At 35.8% G+C, this 20,277-nt stretch carries 13 protein-coding genes and 1 pseudogene; all 14 read left to right on the forward strand.

Annotation, left to right across the window (positions count from 1 at the left end):
- Positions 1–781 precede the first annotated feature (781 nt).
- The 14 genes and pseudogenes from B3297_RS19060 to B3297_RS19115 all read left to right on the forward strand — a co-directional run bounded on the left by B3297_RS19060 (position 782) and on the right by B3297_RS19115 (position 20,236).
- Positions 782–1,858: pseudogene (locus B3297_RS19060) on the forward strand (alkene reductase).
- A 256-nt stretch (positions 1,859–2,114) separates the two neighbouring features.
- Entirely contained in the window at positions 2,115–2,366 is a 252-nt protein-coding gene (locus tag B3297_RS24895; RefSeq protein ID WP_369012227.1) for an SDR family oxidoreductase, read from the forward strand.
- Positions 2,344–2,538, forward strand: coding sequence for a hypothetical protein (locus B3297_RS19065; protein ID WP_286779282.1), 195 nt, complete (start codon positions 2,344–2,346; stop codon positions 2,536–2,538). The genes B3297_RS24895 and B3297_RS19065 overlap by 23 nt, the downstream gene beginning before the upstream one ends.
- A complete protein-coding gene (locus B3297_RS19070) occupies positions 2,539–2,757 on the forward strand; it encodes a hypothetical protein (protein WP_286779283.1) in 219 nt (72 codons plus the stop codon). It begins immediately after the preceding gene.
- Positions 2,758–3,068: 311 nt separating this feature from the next.
- The gene (locus B3297_RS19075) at positions 3,069–5,474 is read left to right on the forward strand and encodes a glycoside hydrolase family 2 TIM barrel-domain containing protein (protein WP_286779284.1); all 2,406 of its coding nucleotides are present in this window, start codon (positions 3,069–3,071) and stop codon (positions 5,472–5,474) included.
- A 262-nt stretch (positions 5,475–5,736) separates the two neighbouring features.
- Positions 5,737–5,985, forward strand: a complete 249-nt coding sequence (locus B3297_RS24900; RefSeq protein ID WP_369012228.1) for a PaaI family thioesterase — start codon at positions 5,737–5,739, stop codon at positions 5,983–5,985.
- Positions 5,986–6,312: 327 nt separating this feature from the next.
- Complete coding sequence (locus tag B3297_RS19080) at positions 6,313–9,255, forward strand: M16 family metallopeptidase (protein WP_286779285.1); 2,943 nt, start codon at positions 6,313–6,315, stop codon at positions 9,253–9,255.
- 353 nt (positions 9,256–9,608) lie between these two features.
- Positions 9,609–10,214, forward strand: a complete 606-nt coding sequence (locus B3297_RS19085; RefSeq protein WP_286779286.1) for an RNA polymerase sigma factor — start codon at positions 9,609–9,611, stop codon at positions 10,212–10,214.
- A 165-nt stretch (positions 10,215–10,379) separates the two neighbouring features.
- On the forward strand, positions 10,380–11,552 hold the full coding sequence (locus B3297_RS19090) for a FecR family protein (protein ID WP_286779287.1): 1,173 nt from the start codon (positions 10,380–10,382) through the stop codon (positions 11,550–11,552).
- A 216-nt stretch (positions 11,553–11,768) separates the two neighbouring features.
- Complete coding sequence (locus B3297_RS19095) at positions 11,769–15,284, forward strand: SusC/RagA family TonB-linked outer membrane protein (RefSeq protein ID WP_286779288.1); 3,516 nt, start codon at positions 11,769–11,771, stop codon at positions 15,282–15,284.
- Positions 15,285–15,295: 11 nt separating this feature from the next.
- Positions 15,296–16,834 (forward strand): RagB/SusD family nutrient uptake outer membrane protein, encoded by a 1,539-nt coding sequence (locus tag B3297_RS19100; RefSeq protein ID WP_286779289.1) that lies wholly within the window; start codon positions 15,296–15,298, stop codon positions 16,832–16,834.
- Between the two features lie 26 nt (positions 16,835–16,860).
- Complete coding sequence (locus B3297_RS19105; protein WP_286779290.1) at positions 16,861–17,994, forward strand: TlpA disulfide reductase family protein; 1,134 nt, start codon at positions 16,861–16,863, stop codon at positions 17,992–17,994.
- A 357-nt stretch (positions 17,995–18,351) separates the two neighbouring features.
- A complete protein-coding gene (locus B3297_RS19110; protein WP_286779291.1) occupies positions 18,352–19,506 on the forward strand; it encodes a sensor histidine kinase in 1,155 nt (384 codons plus the stop codon).
- Entirely contained in the window at positions 19,481–20,236 is a 756-nt protein-coding gene (locus tag B3297_RS19115) for a LytR/AlgR family response regulator transcription factor (protein ID WP_286779292.1), read from the forward strand. The genes B3297_RS19110 and B3297_RS19115 overlap by 26 nt, the downstream gene beginning before the upstream one ends.
- Positions 20,237–20,277: the final 41 nt, after the last annotated feature.

Raw genomic sequence — 20,277 nt, forward strand, 5'->3', positions numbered from 1 at the left:
AGTTCAATAAAAAACTATGCAAAACAGGCTGAAATGGTGTGATTCTCCTAGACCTTTACATCGTCGGAAAACGATGCGTAGAAACGAAAAAAGTCGCTTTTCTATATAGAAAAGCGACTTTTTTGTTCTGTGCTCCCACCTGGGCTCGAACCAGGGACCAAAAGATTATGAGTCTTTTTGTCGATACCTCATTACCTGATGCAAAAACTTTGTTTCTAGCTTGCAGAAGCAATTTATTGAAATTTTTTCACTTATCAAAATTTGGGGCTGTTACACTATCGTTACAAAATTTGAGGTGAGAAAGATAAAATTCAGGACCTTTTGTGTCATAAAGCGATTGAAATTAATTGTCGGGGAATAGATTGTGAAGTAAACTTGTTTTTCTTATTTGGATTTCTAAAGAAGCAATATAAGTTGTCTTTGAACATTTGGATCCTGGTCACTTATATTTACGATTTTTTTGGATTTAAAATTTATAAGCATATTTATTTAAATTAATAATTTGTTCTTCCTGTCAGTGTTTTTTTTTATCTTTATTTACTTAAGCCGTTTAGACCAAAGACTAACCCTTAGCTAAATATAAATTAAATATTATTTAGAGATATTTTTTGGTATCAATTCTTTCTCGTCAGGCTAACTGTAGTTTTTGGGGAGAAGCTCTAATTGGCAATACAATTTTTAACATTCAGTGGGTTTAAATAGTTAACGTTAGTTAGTTAGTTAGTTAGTTAATATTCATAATTTATGTAGTATAAAATAATTCATATAATGAACTTATAAAATGAAACTATTAGAATCTGTACAGATTGGAAATCATACGCTAAAAAATAAAATGGTCATGGCTGCGATGACACGGAGCAGGGCTGATATTGATGGGATTGTAGGAAAATTAACTGTACTATATTACACTCAAAGGGCTAGCGCTGGCCTAATTATTACTTAAGCCATAAATATTTCGGAACAGGCTTTGGGAAGTCCCAACACGCCGGGTCTATTTACCCGGCAGCAAATTGATGCTTGGAAAAAGGTAACTTGTCCCGTTCACGAAAAAGGAGCGAGGATCTTTGCTCAGCTCTGGCATACGGGAAGGCTTGGTCATTCATCGGATAGAAAAGGTATTCTGCCAGTCGCGCCCTCGCGAATAGCCATTGATGGAATGCAGCATTTTACATCTAAAGGCATGCAAGCATTTGAGATACCGAATGAATTGACGGTTGCGGAAATTGAAGACATTGTTAAGGATTATGTCCAAGCTGCAAAAAATGCATTGGAAGCAGGTTTTGATGGTGTAGAGCTTCATGCAGCAAATGGTTACTTACCCAATCAATTTTTGGCTGAAAGTTCTAATAAAAGAAGTGATGAATATGGAGGAAGTATCGAAAATAGAAGTAGGTTTATTCTAGAAGTAATGCAGGCATTAATTGAGGAGATAGGCGGGGATAGAGTAGGGATTAAAATATCGCCTTTGCAAAGTTACGCTAGCATCGTGCAGAACAATCCAATTGAATCGTATAATTATTTAATTAAGGAACTTAATAAAATGGATTTTGCGTTTGTTGAGCTGATGAAAAGGAATTCTGCATTTCCCAAGATTGAAACATATCCAGAAATTGATGAAATTGAACTTTTTGGGAGGCTCATTAAACAACCTGTCATAGCGAATGGTTATTATACGAGGGAACGGGCAGAAATTGAGCTTCATAAAGGAATTGCAACATACGTTTCATTTGGTAGTTTATTTCTTGCCAATCCGGATTTACCGAAGCGATTTGAGTTGAATGCAGATCTAAATATAGTTGATCCCGCTACCATATTCGGGAGTGATTCAAAGGGGTATGTCGATTATCCCTTTTTGTAATAGCGTGGAATATTTAATTGTTTACATAATAAAATAAGTATTTATGCAAAATTATATCAGACTCAAAAGCAAGAGTATTCATCATAGGGGCTACAGGTCGTGTTGGCGCTTACATTGTGAAAGAATTAGATTCAAATAATGGAGTTGTGGTTCGTTTGTCATCAACTGATCAGTCCACTGTTGATCAATGGGTGAGTGAAAGTCGTGAGGCTGTCTTACTTGATCTCGAAAAACCGGAGACTTTTTTTGGTATGCTTTGGAGGGTGCGGACCGCGTATTCCTGCTAACTAATTATACCGTAGATATGCTTCGTCAGAGTATGATGCTAGTAGATGCAGCATTTGTAGCAAGTGTAAAACATATTGTTCACCTAGGTGTGTTTACTTCGCGCAGGGATTTAATACCTCACTTTATCTGGCATGATATGATTGAATGTTATATTGAAGCCACCGGATTACCCTGGACACATATTCACCCGAATGTAATTGCGGACTCGACTGTTCGTTAAACTACCCATTCAACAAACGCGTTCGTTTACGGTGAATTGGGGTGGGGCTAAACAGGGATGGGTTTTTGCTTCAGATATTGGAGCTGTAGCCGCGGCAGTCCTATGTGAAGGACCTGAAAAGCATAATGGAGCCAATGATTTCTTGAGCATTGGAATGTTAACGGGGCCTTAAGTGTCCGAAATTTTGTCCAGCGCATCTGGTAAAGAAATCAAATGGAATATTCAGGAACCAGAGGCATTAAAAGCTTATATCGAAAGCGCTTACATCACAATGAAGTTAGCAAAAGAAGGCAAAATGGACGCTCAAACTGTTGTTAAGGATGATGGTCAAACTGTTTATGGTCGCCCAGGTTTAAAGATCGCAGAGTGGGCCAAAAAGAATATCTTTTGATGATTTACTTGGAGTAGAAATAGTTCGATAATTTTTTATAATAGGAGTTTTAAAATCGAAATTGGATATTTTGGCCTTATTTTTTATCGAAATGTACTTTGCTTGTATAATTATTCTGGAAATTAATCAATACGTGATGTGAAAAGTGCTAATGATATTATTTCAGAATAAACATAAAAATTGACTTATGTAAATTAAATGTTTTTTGTACATTTAATAACTTCAATTTATTTGTCTATAAACATATCTATATGTTAAAAGAAGAATATTGATTGTATTTATAAATATGTTTGAACCAATTTTAACGCTTAATGAAAAAAATACTTTTGTTCGTTGTGATTTTTAGCCTCTTTATTTTAGCTGCTAAATCGCAGGATAATTTGGCCTCTAAGAATCAATTATTCAATTTTGGATGGAAATTCAAGTTGGGAGATGTTTTAAATGCTCAATTGAATGATTTTGATGATTCGAATTGGCGTTCATTGGATCTACCGCATGATTGGAGTATTGAAGGTAATGTTAAATTCAAAAATCCGTCAGGAAATGACGGCGGATATTTCCCTGCCGGAATTGGATGGTATCGAAAATCGTTTCATGTAGCAGCTCCGCAAAAGGATGTAAATACCACCATTTATTTTGAAGGGATCTACATGAACTCCGAAGTCTATATAAATGGGAAATCATTAGGGATATACCCATATGGATATACCTCATTTTCTTATGATCTTACGCCCTATTTGGTCTACGGGAAAATCAACACTATTGCTGTAAAGGTTGATAATTCGCGGCAGAAAAATAGTCGATGGTACACCGGAGCTGGAATATATAGAAATGTTTGGTTTATATCAAAGCATAATATCTCGGTTCCAAAATGGGGAATAGGAATAAAGACAGAAAGTATATCTGCTAAAGTTGCGATAGTTAGATTAAATACGACGATTGAAAACAAAAATAGTACTTCAGCAGAAGTATTGGTTAAAACCACGATTTTCGATACAGCGGGTAATTTGATCGCAAAGAGCCAACAGCGCTTGGAAACATCTAAATTGGATAAAAAATCCCTAGAAACAGTACTGACAGTTAAAAAGCCCAATCTTTGGTCGCCGGATAATCCGAGTTTGTATATCGCAAGGGTAGAAGTGTTGAAAGGAAAACAGCTTTTAGATCGTGTAGACACAAGGTTTGGTATTCGTTCCGTCACATTTAATTCGAAGAATGGCCTAATTTTAAATGGTAAAACGATCAAACTGAATGGCGGTAATGTGCACCACGATAACGGATCATTAGGAGCGGCAGCCTACGACCGCGCTGAAATTAGAAAAGCTGAACTTCTTAAAGCAGCAGGATTTAATGCTGTTCGTTCATCACACAACCCGCCATCAACAAAATTTTTAGAAGCCTGTGATAGTATAGGTCTGTTTGTTATCGACGAATCTTTCGATGGATGGAGATCGAAAAAGACCGATTATGATTATGCGATGTACTTTGACCAATGGGCAAAAAAAGATGTACAGGCCATGGTCTTGCGAGACCGGAATCATCCATCGATTATCCTGTGGAGTATTGGTAATGAAATTATTGAGCGCAAGGAACCTCGAGCCGTAACTACAGCCAAGATGTTAAGAGATGCTATTAGGGAAATAGATAAAACCAGACCAGTAGTTTCTGCAATGACAACATGGGATAATGATTGGGAAATATTCGATTCCCTGATGGCCCAGCATGATGTAGCAGGATATAATTATCAGCTTCATCGCGCGCCTAAAGATCATGAACGAGTGCCTGAACGGATAATTGTTCAAACAGAATCATATCCGCGAGATGCATTTGCAAATTGGAAGTTGGTTAATGATCATCCTTATATAATTGGCGATTTTGTATGGACAGCGATGGATTACCTCGGAGAATCCGGTATCGGAAGATGGTACTATACGGGAGAGGTAACCGGTGAACATTACGATAGGGATCTTTTTCCTTGGCATGGCGCTTATTGTGGCGATATAGATTTGACTGGATCGCGAAAACCAATTTCTTATTATAGAGATTTATTATATAATAAAGGACCCAAACTCCACTTAGCTGTTCGTGAACCAAATCCTGAGCCATTACATATCCATGAAACACTCTGGAGTGTATGGCCAACATGGGATAGCTGGACATGGAATGGCTTTGAAGGTAAGGACTTAGCAGTTGAAGTGTATTCATCTTATCCTAAAGTTAGATTGTATCTCAACGGATCGGTAGTGGGGGAAAAGTTTACAGGAGAAAATGAAAAATTTATGGCTACTTTTCATGTTTCGTATGTAGCAGGTGAATTAAAAGCTGTTGCTTTAGATCAGACAAATAAAGAAGTGGAGACGCGTATTTTGAATACAGCATCAAAACCTACTCAGATCAGATTAAAAGCCGATCGGAATTATATAAAAGCAACCGGGCTCGATTTATCATATATTACGGCGGAAATTATTGACGGCCAAGGAACAGTATGTCCATCAGAAATGGATAGAATATCTTTTGAGATTGAGGGTCCCGGGCTATTGGTGGGAATTGACAATGCTAATTTAAAAGATACTGAGCTTTATAAAGGCTCTTCAAGAAAAGTATGGAAAGGAAGAGCGTTAGGAATTGTACGTGGTTTACCTCAACAGGGGAATATCCAGGTAAAAGTAAAATATCCAGGGATACCAGAAACAAAAATAGTTTTAACAAATATGTAAAATAAATCTTATTTTCTTAATGGATATTTTGATATCATTTAGAATGATAGGACATTAATATAGCTAAAAATATAACATGGATTGGCTTTCACAAATTAAAAAATTCCTAGGGAGAGAATTCTAATTGTCTCCATCACCTTTTATGGCTTGGTTAAGTCCTGTTGTGCTCAAAGCAGAAAAAGGATATCTAGAATTTGAGTATGTCGTACGGCAAGAATGGTTAAATCCTATTGGAAATTTGCATGGTTGAGTAATTGCAGCTATAATTGATAATACAATTGGTGCTACCATGTTTACATTTAATGAAGATAATTTCCACATTACGATAAATAATTCCATAGATTATCTTTCGATAGCTAAAAACGGTGATAAAGTCATATCTAGCAATAAGGTTATAAAAAAAGGAAGGCAATTTGTTCTTGCTGAATGTGAAATTTGGAATGCGAAAAAGACTCACATGATTGCCAAGGGTACATCAAATTTATTTAAGACATCAAGAAGTATTATATAAGTTTTTAAACGACGTTGCGAGTTTTAAAGACCTTACTTTCCTTATCGATTTAGGTGCTATATTAAAAATTATCGTTAACTAACAGCATATGTGTTTATTATAGCCAGTTGAATAAAATACCCATTTTATATCCTTCTTCTTTTCAATTTTATGGGAAAAATTTGTCTTTTGATCATGTTTTAATGTTTAAAGCTGAATTATTTATTGTTAAAATTCTATTTTTTTGCTTATTTTCTTGTTTTTCGTTAGTTAAGTTGTGCTTTTGATTGATTATTTCCATTATTGTCAAAATAAATCTTGTCAATTTTTTAAATGTTATAATTATTTATGAAAAATCGATTTAAGGCAATAGCATTTCTCTCGCTATTGTTTATTACGACGGGTATTGAGGCCCAGGTGGTAAGTAAATACCAGTGGAAAGAAAGTACAGAGGGGGGGTATACTTACAAATATGTGACAAATGATCCCGTTCACACACGTTTCTATAAACTCAAAAATGGTCTTACGGTTGTTCTCAGTCCAAATAGCAAGCAGCCCCGTATACAAACTTATATTGCCACCAAAGCCGGAAGTAAGACGGATCCAAAAGACCATACTGGATTGGCACATTATCTTGAACATCTGCTTTTTAAGGGAACTGATAAATTTGGTAGTTTGGATTGGTTAAAGGAAAAACCTTTATTAGATCAAGTTGATAATCTGTATGAGAAATATAATCATAGTAATGACGCAAATGAACGTGCCTCAATCTATAAAGAAATTGATAGAGTTTCTGGTGAAGCATCTAAATTCGCTATTCCGAATGAATATGATAAACTGATGAGCAGTATGGGGTCTAAAGGGACCAATGCATTCACATCTTTTGAACAAACAGTCTATGTGGAAGATATTCCTAATAATGTGATGGATAAGTATTTAGCTGTTCAGTCGGAACGTTTTAGAAATCCTATTCTTCGTTTATTTCATACCGAACTAGAGGCTGTTTATGAAGAAAAAAATATAAGCTTGGATAATGATAATAGAAAATCTCAAGAGGCTATTTTTGGCGCAATGTTTCCTAACAACAATTATGGAAAGCAGACTATTTTAGGTTCGGTGGAACATCTTAAAAACCCTTCTCTTAAAGCTATTAGGGAATATTACAACACTTATTATGTTCCAAATAATATGGGAATTATCATGTCAGGTGATTTTGATCCTAATGATGTAATTAAACGTATTGATAAGTCGTTTTCGAGCATGAAACCCAAGCCCGTTCCTGAATATACTTTTGAAAAAGAGAAACCTATTACGAGCCCCGTCCTTAAAACAATAAATGGTCCAGCATCAGAATATCTACTGATGGGATTCCGTTTTCCGGGCGCGGCACATCCTGATGCCCAGATATTGAATCTCATGGCAAATGTATTGACCAATGGTTCCGCTGGATTGATAGATCTTGATCTTGTGAAGTCTCAGAAATTATTGGGTGCTGGTGCATTCCCTTTTGTGTTAAAAGATTATTCTATGTTGCTTCTTCAAGGAAATCCAGGAACAGGTCAAAGCCTTGATGACGTTAGAGCATTATTATTGAGTGAATTAGAGAAGCTTAGAAAAGGAGAATTTTCAGATGATTTATTGACCTCAATAGTTAACAATGAAAAGAAAGCACAGATCAAACTATTTGAAAGCTATTCCAGTACAGCTAATCAATTAATGTCAGGATTTACCTCTGAACTAGACTGGGCAAATGAATTAGCTTATACAGACAGATTATCTAAAATTACCAAAGATGACATTGTACGTTTTGCTAACAAATACCTTTCTAATGATAATTACGTTGCGGTTTACAAGCAAAAAGGGCAAGATAACAACATTAATAAAGTAATTAAGCCTGCTATTACACCAATCACAGTAAACCGAAATGTAGAATCAGCATTTCTTAGACAGATAAATGAGATGCCAGAGCAAGATATTAAACCCAAATGGATCAACTTTGATAAAGACATGTCCAAATCAAAACTTAAAGATCTTGAAGTTCTGGCTGTTCAGAATAAAAATAATGAATTATTTAACCTAACTTATCATTTTGACTTTGGAAGCTGGGATAACAAGTTGTTAGGTTTGGCTGTAGGATACCTGGAATTTTTAGGAACTAAAGAACGAAGTAGTGAAGACTTTAGTAAGGCATTTTACAAATTAGCATCGGATTTTTCGGTCAATTCAGGAAATGAAGAAAGTAGTGTTTCCATCTCGGGCTTGAATACTAACTTCAAAGAGTCGGTTGGTCTTTTGCAGGAGCTTATGCATAATTGTGTTGTTAACGAAGATGCATTTAAAGCTTATATAGGAAGACTAAAGAAATCGAGAGCAAACGCAAAAGAGAATAAAACTGCTATAATGGATGGGTTAAAGGCATATGCGCGCTATGGAGCTAAAAATCCTTTTAATTACACGTATACTGATCAGGAGCTTGATAGCTTAAAAGCCTCGGATTTAGTAAATGTTCTGCATAATCTCGCAAATTCGAAACATCGAATTCTATATTATGGCCCACAGTCAGTTAATAATTTGGTAAAAAATCTTACACCATTAAAGAATAGTGAAATACCGTATTTTATAATGCAAAAGGGTACCAAATTTGAGGAAAAGCCCACAAATGAAACTAAGGTTTTATTTGCTCAATATTCGATGAAGCAAACTGAAGTTTTTTGGATTAGAAATGCAGGTATATTTGAAAAAAACCAGATTCCTACAGTAACATTCTTTAATAGTTATTTTGGCGGAGGAATGGGAGGTGTGGTTTTTCAGACTCTTCGCGAATCAAAGGCTCTAGCATACACAACTTACGCTTATTATGCACAACCTCAAAAGAAAGAAAATCATGGGATGGTTGGTGCATATATTGGTACACAATCTGATAAATTTAAAGACGCTATAGCTGGTATGAATGAGCTTTTAAATGAGCTCCCTGAATCAAAAGTTGGTCTGGAATCTGTTCGTACTAATTTATTGAAATCATTGGCGAGCGAGCGTGTCAACGGTTCAGATATCTTGACAAATTATTTAGCAGCTGAACGAAGAGGACTGACTGAAGACTATAGAAAAGCTGTTTTAGATAAAGTTCCTCAAATTACATATTTAGATCTTAAATCCTTTCATGCAAATAATATAGCTAATAAATCTTATATATATTGTATAGTTGGAGATGAAAAGGATCTTAATGAAAGTGTCGTTTCAAGTTTGGGTGCTGTTGATAAGTTAACACTCAATGAAATATTTGGGTATTAGAAAAAATCAGTTTAAGTGTTTATTGTTTTTTTGGTCTCGTTAATTCGAAGGCCATAAAAATTGAAATATGCAGTTTAAGTCTGCTGGTTTCAGAAATGATGCTGATCTAATGACAGAGATTGAAGCTATGATAACAACTTTGGAAAAATAATTCTAGCATATATCAAAATAAGCGGCTACAATGAATTCAATTATTGGGCCGCTTTTTTATTGATGAAAATCTTATTGTAGAGATTTTTTTTAAAAACCGCTAAAAAATTGAATATTTGTATCTAATTAATACAAAATATACCTTTGATTTTGTTGTACATTAGTAAAAACAAATTGTGTACTTAAAATAATCTCAATTTACAATGAATTCATGCCATGCATATTCTGATGAGGAGCTCATTCTTTCGCTCAAAAAGAATAATGAGCTGGCATTTCGCCATATTTTCGATATTTGGCATAAAAAGCTATATCATTTTAGTATCCGATATTTGCATAATAGGGAGCATGCTGAAGAAATAGTTCATGATACCTTGGTCAAATTGTGGTCAGTTCGTCACAAGCTAGATGAAAATCGTCCGATTGGAGCCCTGCTTTTCACAATATGTAAAAGACTATGCTTAAATCGCCTACGGGATGCAGCAAAGCTTTCCAGTATTTCAGAGGAATTGTGGTCCAATTATTCAGATATAACAAATAATACAGAGGAGGCTTTACAACTCACAGAGCTGAAAAAACTCACAGACTTAGCGGTAAATCAACTATCGAAGCAACAACAGCTAATTTTTAAAATGAGTAGAGAAGAGGGGCTTAGCCATTTAGAAATAGCCGAAAAACTAAATATTTCTAAAGAAACAGTAAAAAAACATAGTTCGGATGCCGTGAAGTTTTTGAAAGCATATCTTAGAAAATACTTACAACTATTATTAGTGTTCGTTTTTTTATACTTCACTTCCTTTATTTTCCCATGAATTATTTTGCAGCCTTTTATCGACAGTGAATAAATAAAAGTGTTGCATAATCATTTTATTGTTAGTTTGTTGTAAAATATATATTATTTTTTTTAAAATTTACTACTCCCTGTTCCAGTTTGCGGTGTAATATAACAAAAGCGGCATCCTTAACGGGCTATCGACATGATGAAAAACGAAAACCTTTTATTAAAAGAACTTCTGGAAAAGTATACAGCAAGAACAATTGACAAAGATGAATTTGATCTGCTTCTAACGTTTTTAAAGAGCTCATCATCTTTAAAAGATGTGGAGAGGTTTATGGAAGATGACTGGAATAACTTGAGTGGAGAATATCCTCTATTTAAAGAGGATAGTGACAAAATATTCCAAGGCATCTTAGAAGATCCACAATTCAATAATCCTTCCCCGAGAAGGACGGTTGTTAGGCGAATAAAAACATGGGGAATTCGATCAGTTGCTGCCGCTGCTGCTGTTTTGGCTGGATTTTTTATCTATATCCAGCAAGGAACTAATCTAAAAAGAAAAACTGAACAAAAACAGGTTATCGGTATTGTCGCCGGTGGCAATAAAGCTATTCTGACATTAGCGAATGGAAAAAAGATCGTTCTTGACCAAAACAAGCAAGGCGTTTTACTTGACGATAATACAATTACTTATACGGATGGCGCTCCAGTCGATTTAAAAAGAGATAATGAATCGTCTTCTTCGAATGATTTAATCCGTACCATTAGTACCCCTAATGGAGGAACTTATCAGATTACTTTATCCGATGGTACCAAAATTTGGTTGAACGCGGCCACCACATTGACATGTTCGTCAGATTTTGAGACTGGCAAATATCGTCAGGTGAGCTTAGAGGGAGAAGCATATTTCGAAGTTGCAAAGAATAAAAAACGGCCTTTCATCGTAAAAAGTAAAAACCAAACAGTAAAAGTCCTGGGGACACATTTTAATATCAGTAGCTATAAGGATGACAGAAATATCAAAACTACTTTACTCGAAGGGTCTGTTGAAGTAAACAATACCATTTTAAAACCAAACGAACAATCGATTTTTGATAATCAGAAAATCAAAGTTTTAGAAGTTGATGGGGATAAGGCGATCGCATGGAAGAATGGTAAATTTGTATTTCATAGTGAAGGACTTGAAAGTATTATGAAAAAACTTGCGCGTTGGTACAATGTGGAGGTGGATATAAAGGCGGATGTAAGCGATAAGGTTTTTACTGGTTCGATAAGCCGCAACGATAATATATCGAAAATACTGGAAAAGATATCTTATACACAGGCTGTCAAATTTAAAATAGAAGGAAGGAGGATTACCGTTATGCCGTAAGCTATAACTTAGGCTTAAGTAGTAATCTATTAAAAACGGGAGCACTTCGACCTACCCCCGTCTATACTGCTTGGCCATACGTAAATTCATAACCCGAACTTATTTATTTAACCAAACTACTCAAAATTAGTGAAAATTTATGAAAAATTGGGGATATCTTGGTGTGTCCTGATACCCCGGAAATTTTTGATTATTATGAAGCTGACCACATTCATAATGCTTATTTCTTTAGTTCAGGTAAGCGCTATAACCAATGCACAGATAACCATCAAGGAGAAAAGTATTTCATTGCGAAAAGTACTTGACAAAATTAGTGCGCAGACTGGTTACGACTTTATTTACCTAGACAAAGACTTAGCCGAACTTAAACCAATCAATATTGATTTAAGAAACGAAAATATCATTAACGCCTTAAAATATTGTTTTGCGGATCAACCTATACAGTATGTGATAAGCGATAAGACTGTTATGATTAGAAAGAGACAATCTAAAAGTCAGCATTCAGATTCGGGCTCAAAAGTGGTGGGTGATTTAAATGGTATCGTACTCGATGAGAAGGGGCGCCCGATGACAGGGGTAACAATTCGGTTAAAGGGATCCAACTTAATCGTGAACACAAATGCCAAAGGTGAATTTAAGATCAGTAATATTGGTGAAAACCAACAGATCCAAATATCCTTTTTAGGATATAAGACACAGGAAATATCAATTGGCAAATCACGCGATATCGTCGTTAAAATGGAAATGTCAACTTCGATTTTAGAAGAGGTTGCGGTGGTTAATACCGGATATCAGACCATCTCTAAGGAAAGGGCAACAGGGGCATTTAATACGATTAGTCAAGAACAGTTGGAAAAACCTGCGACCGATATTTCGCAACGATTAATTGGAACTACTGCCGGTATGCAGTCTACACTAGATGCCGACGGTAACCCCCGATTTGAGATAAGAGGTCAGACAGCGCTAAATATCCGTGATCCATTTGGCGTCCGAAACCAAAATGCGGCTCCATTAGTAGTGGTCGATGGATTTCCGATCCAGGGAGATTTCAGTACAATAAATCCTAATGATGTTGAAAGTGTTACCGTATTGAAGGATGCTGCTGCTGCTTCAATTTGGGGAGCTAAATCAGCAAATGGTGTTATTGTAGTTGTAACAAAAAAAGGAAAAAAAGGGACTCCACTGGCTATAAACTTTTCTGCTTTTACTCGGATTTCAAAAAAACTGGATCTCGACTATGTAAATCCGCTCGCATCATCCGCTGAAACTATAGATTATGAAATGAAGTCTTTTGGAAACTGGGGCGCAAGTATCAACGTAGGAATATTTCCCAATGATGTTTATAAAGCATGGTCTCCAGGAACAATAGCCTTAAGTGAGTATAATTTGGGAAAAATATCATTACAGGAGCGCGATGCATTGCTATCAAAATACAAAGGTCTTAGCAATAAAAAGCAGATAAAGGATGAATTGTTAAAAAACCCAACTGTTCAACAATACAATCTGGATTTCTCAGGTTCAAATGAAAAGATGAGCAACCGTGTTTCTCTACTTTATGAGAACACACAATCAAATTTCAAATATTCGAACAATAAAAAATACACCGTTAACTACAATACTTCGGCAGATATATTTAAGTGGTTAAAGCTCAATTTCAGCGGACTTGTAAACTATAATAAAATTAACAGAAGTGGCGTAAATTATAATGTCAATCCGTATGGCTCTCCAAATCCATTGGCTGATATCGCGAATATTGCGCCTTACGAAATGCTTAGAAACGAAGATGGTTCGTTAAATAACATAGGCAAATATTATACGCCTATTATTGATAAGTTGGTTCCTACCTCTTTGTTCCCATATGCCGATTGGACATACAATCCAATTCAGGAAATTGAAAATCGAAAATATACAAGTGAGCAGTTAAATACCCGTTTGCAAGCCGGTCTTTCATTTAAGATTATCAAAGGACTTACATTTGATACGAAAATTCAGTACGAATTATTTAATACAAATAATAGAAACTGGAACAATGAAAATACCTTCTATGTCAGGAATACTGTTAACTCTGCTGCTAGTTGGAACAGGACAACGAACCGCGTGACGCCAAATCTGCCAAAAGGAGGAATTCTTGAACAAGGTCGTATCAAGACAGAATCCTATATTTTCAGAAATCAGTTGAATTTTGAAAGGAAATTTAAGGAAGATCACGAAATCACATTTATTGGAGGAACAGAAATAAATAATCTGGTATCCCAAAGTTTTACTCCACCGATAGCTTATGGGTACAATAATGAAACTCTTGGCGTAGGAATATTTCCTAATGGTCCAGGAACTCCGACTGCTCCAATACTTGGTTGGACCGGGTTTAATCAATCATTCGAATATGTTAACAAATTTACACACGTAACGGATCGATATTTTTCGCTATTTGGCAATGCATCCTATACCTATAAAACAAAATATACTTTATCGGGCAGCATTCGTACCGATGCTTCTAACCTTATTACAGATGATCCCTCTTACCGCTATGCTCCTTTTTGGTCAATAGGGGGGAGCTGGCGGATAAATAAGGAGAAATTTATGGAAGAAAGCAAATGGGTGGATCATTTAGCGTTAAGGGCTACTTATGGTTATAACGGGAATGTTGATAGGTCAACATCTTTCCGCCCTCTCATTGCCATAGAACCATCTCCAAATCTTTATACAGGAGATTATAGAGCAACGATATCGAGTTATGGAAATCCCAATCTTCGCTGGGAGAAAACAGGTACTTGGAACATAGGGGTAGATTACAGCTTATTTGGAGGATCGATTTTTGGTAAAGTTGATGTTTACAATAAGTCGGGACGGGATTTGATAGCTGCGCTTTCTATTCCAGCTGTTAATGGAACGACACGTCAGAACCTTAACAATGCTTCAATGACCAATAAAGGTATTGAACTGGAAATTGGTACAGTGCAACGTTTGAAAGGTAATGATATTGTTTGGCGTGGTAATGCTAACTTTTCATACAATAAGAATAAGATCACTCAACTGTTCGTTGCGAATTATACCGCCTCTGGGTTAGTAGGAGGTGGAACAGCTGCTTATGTAGAAGGAAGGGATGCGAATACACTTTGGGCTTATGATTATACTGGTATAAAAAATAACCAGCCTACTGTAGCTGGGCCAAATGGTACTTTTTTTGATTTTGCGTCATATACACCGGGCGACGGAACGAAGTACTTGCTAAATATGGGTACTACGGTAGCGCCCTACACATTCGGATTCACAAACTCATTTAAGGTCTATGATTTTAATTTTTCTTTTATAGTTACTGGGAAATTTGGACATAAATTTAAACGCGAGGGCTTTAATTATCCTGCAACATTACAATCGCGGGTATTACCAAATAAAAAGATTAATGAAGTAGTAAATGGTGACCCAATGCAGATTGTTCCACTACCTCTCAATCAGATAGAGCCTAGATACTATTTTTGGGGTAGATTCCATCCCTACATGAGCTATTTGGTTGAGAATGCATCTCATCTTCGAATGCAAGAAGTCAATTTAACCTATAATCTCCCTTCACGTTTGGGATCGAAAATAAATATGAAACGTGTCCAAGTATTCGCCCAGGGAAATGACCTGTTCACAATTGTAGCCAATAAAGCTGGAGAAGATCCAGAGTATCCTTTAGGCACACTCAAACCGCAACCAAGAATCTCTTTGGGTATCAAATGTGAACTATAAAAACAGAAATCATGAAAAATAGATATTTAAATAACTGCAACCTTTTAATTTTATTTTCTTCATCTGTACTATTTTTTGGATGCAAGCGTTTTTTAGAAGAACCACCATCCAAGACGTCTGCCCTAGTTGTTAAAACTACTGCACAGCTCAACGCTTTGTTGGATAATCAATCTACTTTTTTTTACGAAAGTAACCGTGCTCAGGCGTATGGAACAGACGACTGGGGAATGACCATTGACCTATATAATGGCGGACGTTCGGTGCTTTCAAATATTGCAAGTATCCAATTTTCAACATGGGATTCTCAGTATTTAATTAATGACATTGCTGATAATTTTTGGTCTAATGAATATAAGAAGATATTTACGGCAAATATGGCTCTCAGCAATTTGGGAAACGTTACAGGATCAGATCAGGAGAAAGAAATCATAAGAACAGATGCCCATTTTATCCGTGCCTACAGTTATTGGGTACTTGCAAATACATATTGCCTGCCCTACACCGAGGCCAATAAAAATGAATTAGGTCTTCCGCTTAAAACAAGTACGAGTTTTGAGGAACCGATTGAACGGCAACCTTTGCAGAAAGTATACGAACTCATTGAATCGGATCTTTCTGAAGCGCTTAAGACCCCAGTTTCTTTAACCCAGTCGGGTCGCCCTCGGCATTGGCGAGCAAGTAAAGAAGCCGTAAATGCTTTTGCGGCTCGTTATTATCTGCATAGAAATGATTACAATAAAGCTGTAACATACGCGGACGAAACCTTAAAGGGATATAATTCACTTGTCGATTATAACACTGAAATGCGTTATGGCATTGACGGTACTGTCGGAATCAATGCTGGTACCCCACAGGCAGAAACGGTGACCTTGAAATATCCATATACACATAACAACCAAAGTGACCAAACAGATATGATTGCCTGGAAGGAGTTTCTATATTTTCGGATGTTAAGTATAGGAACTTGGTGGTATATTCCAAGCCAGGAACTACTCGCGCTCTATGACAAAGAGAATGATCTAAGATATGCATATCATATGGTAGAAAACTATTCCTACGATCGGGGGATGGTCAAACCAGCTTATAGCTATCCGGGATATGTCTTCTTTTTTAAGGAATGGATACCTTCTGGGCCGACAGTTGCGGAAACACTTTTAATAAAGGCAGAAGCACAGGCCCGTCTCAATGAAGTTCAAAATGCCATGAATACAGTGAACATATTGCGGGCCAAGCGGATGAGACCAGGTCCTTGGGTGAATCTCACAGCATCATCTAAAGAAGAAGCTATAAAACGGATTTTAGAAGAAAGGAGAAGAGAAATGCCATTTGTCCAACGTTGGTTTGATATTAGACGTTTCAATAATAATGAAGACCCAAACGATGATGTCATTTTGAAACGCGATTTTTATCCCTATACTGGTACAAATGTATTGTTCAATGAACCGGTAAAAAGCTATTCCTTGCCAAAGAATTCCAGAAGATATGCCAGTCCTATTCCTTCGACAGAGATCATTTCGAGCAATGGGGTAATTGTTCAGAATAACTATTAGAAATTAATTAACAAACAATAAGTAAGATGAATAAAATAAAAACAATCTTAAATATCGGCCTATGTGTTTTTTTGGTATCATTAGGTTATAAAGCCCAAGCCCAAAAATCTAAGGGGGGGAACTATCAAATCAGTGGCCAGATAAAAGGTTTGAACAATAGTAAGGTATTTATCATTGTCTATAAAGACGGTGCTAATGAAAAAATTGATACGTTGACAACTACAAGTGTCGGCGGAAAGTTTGAACTGAAAGGATCTACGGATAAGTCAAGATTTGTACACCTACATTTTGGAGAAATAAACCCCCGCAAAAATTCCTACTTTTATTTAGAGCCTGGGAAAATAAAAATCACAGGAAATGTAGATCTTCCTGATGAAATCAAAATTTCGGGTACGGAAACAAATGAAGCTTATACCAAAACGCAAGAGTTTTTATTGCCTTTATATAAAAGGAGATCTGCATTGGTTCAAAAAACACGAAATCTAGACGAGGGAACGACTGACTATAAAAACCTCGCTGCATCAATAAAGAGCAAAAGTGATTCGGTCAATAGTTATAAATTATCTTTTATAAGGCAATACCCGCATTCTAATATTAGTTTGGGCTATCTTTATGTTCTCCAAGATAATTTGCCAGTTGGTCTCGCGGATACTTTATATACAAATCTTTCGTCAGATTTGAAAACCTCGGTTCAGGGTAAATATATTGGCGAGAAATTAAATGCGAGCAAAACAGTCGCAATAGGTAAGAAAGCACCGGATTTCACATCGTCTGATACTACAGGAGCTCCGATAAAATTAAGTGATTTTAAAGGAAAATATGTTCTGCTTGAGTTTTGGGCGCATTGGTGTGTTCCTTGCCGCGCACAACATCCGCATATGAAGGTCATTTATGAAAAGTTTAAAGACAAAGGCTTTACTATCTTGCAATATTCAATTGACGTGAAAAAGGATGAAAAAAAGTGGAAAGAAGCAATTGTCAAAGACGGGCTAATATGGCCGCAAGCCTCAGATCTTTCTAACGGAAAAGCTCCAGTCGCAGAACTATACGGGGTCCAGCCGATACCCGATAGTTTTCTTATCTCTCCCGATGGAACCATTATCGGGCGAAGGTTAAGTCACCAGGATTTAGAGAATATACTTTCCAAGAAACTGAATTAGTAATTCTTTAAGATACTTAGAATTTATAAGGAGAAAATATTGATGGGGTGATATCAGCTGGTATCCACCCCATTTTTATATATCTAATTTGTTTTTTTAATTAAAAGTTTTTGAAGTCTATAATGTTCAATGCTCATTATCGTATTTTGTGGTAAGATAATCATTCGACACTTCAACTATCAATTAGACCTTTTGAGTTATCAATTTTGCAGGTTGAGCGATAATGAGTACTTAAGTTTCCGTTTTTAGTCTAATCTTTGTTATAATATAAAATACCACACATAAGATGTAGGCTTTTGTTGTTTACCGTAAATAACGAACCAAATCATTTGATAAATAATTTTAATTGACGATATAATGAAAAAAGTGGAAGAACCAAAAGACACTTCTAGTTCCCAGCGATTTGTACCGGATAGGGTAAAGAGGTTGATGCTTGTATTTTTAGCTTTTTTATTATATTATTTAGTATCGTTTCTTCTAGACCCATATTCAGTATTTTGGCATGAATATTTTAAACGCGATGTTTGGGAGCTTGTTGCCGAATGGATAATAGGTTTCTTATTTTACTTCCTCATTTCGGAATCGAGCATTTTTATTCATAATAGATTAAATAAAGTTGTTCCCTGGCAGCAAAGTAAGTGGAAACGACTTATGTTGGAAGTTTTAATAAATTTTTCAATAGTTTTTATCTTTCTATTCCTAAACATGATATTCTTTGCGATTGCTTATCAAAACTCATCCGAATTCAACCCCGTGCCGACAAATGATGAGATTAGAGGTGCTCTGCAATTGATAATCGCTAGTTTAGTAATATCTTTCATAATAATTTTTGTCAACACAGTAAGTTATTTAATCAACAATTGGGTGGCTACTTCCACTGAAGCTGCAGAGCAGAGAATAAAATTATCAGAATTGAAACAAGCTACAACCGAAGCCGAACTGAGTGCACTTAAACTTCAATTGGACCCACATTTTATATTTAATAACCTAAGCGTTCTCTCTGAATTGATATTGGAGGATCAGCAACTGGGGTATGAGTACTCAGAAAATTTTTCAAAAGTATATCGTTATCTTTTAGTGAATAGCAAGAAAAATTTGATTTCCTTGGATGAAGAGATCAAATTCCTGTATGCTTATATTTTTTTGATAGAAAATAGGGTTGGTAATGGTGTGCAGTTCAATATATCCATTCAGCCTCATAGTAAAGGTCTTTTTATTCCGCCTCTGACATTGCAGCTACTTATTGAAAACGCAATCAAGCATAATACAACGAATAAAAAAAATCCATTGCTAATTAATTTGACAAATCCCGAGAAAGGAATTATTATTGTTGATAATACATTGTCATCTATTGACAGCCCTGCGATAACTTCTACCGGTATAGGACTGAATAATATCATTCGTAGATTCAAGCTACTGAATAAAACTTTGCCAAAGGTTAAGAAAAGTAAAGATAAATTTGAGGTCTTAATTCATCTAATAAATTATGATAGAGAAGATAATAATAATTGAGGACGAAAAGTTAAATGCTGACCGTCTAAAGCGGTTAATAAAAGAAATAAACCCCAAAATAGTCATAATGGCTGTATTGGATAGTGTAGAAGATACGGTGGATTGGTTTTTGCAAAACGAAAGGCCTGATGTTGCGCTAATGGATGTGAGGCTTTCAGATGGGATTAGTTTCGATATTTTTAATAAAGTGGAAGTGGATTGCCCTATCATCTTTACGACAGCATATGATGAATATGCTGTACAGGCCTTTAAATATAATAGTGTTGACTATATATTAAAACCCGTAGAAAAGAGTGAATTATTTACGGCTTTACAAAAGGCGGAAGATAGAGAATCGGTTTTAAAGAATATTGCTTCTATACAACAATTGGTGAATTTTATTAAGCCAAAAGCTTATAGATCACGTTTTTTAACGCCATTTAGGGATGGATTCCAGACTGTTTTTGTAGATGATGTAAGTTGTATTTATGTTGAGATGAAGATCACTAAGGCACGTCTGAAGAGCGGTAAAGATATTACTATAAGTCAGAGCATGGATGAATTAGAAACGCAATTAGATCCAAAAATCTTCTTTCGCGCCAATAGACAGTTTTTTATTCACATTGATTCCGTAAAACAGGTTATTAACCACTTCAATCGAAAATTAAAGGTTGTTTTACATGATGTGGAATTTGAAATTATTGTGAGCCGGGAAAAGGCAAATCTATTAAAGGATTGGCTGGATTCTTAGCTTGGAATTTAGAAGTAAAAAAGGCTAGCTTTACAAACAGC

It is taken from the genome of Sphingobacterium sp. UBA3519 (genome assembly GCF_002377215.1).
Lineage (GTDB): Bacteria > Bacteroidota > Bacteroidia > Sphingobacteriales > Sphingobacteriaceae > Sphingobacterium > Sphingobacterium multivorum.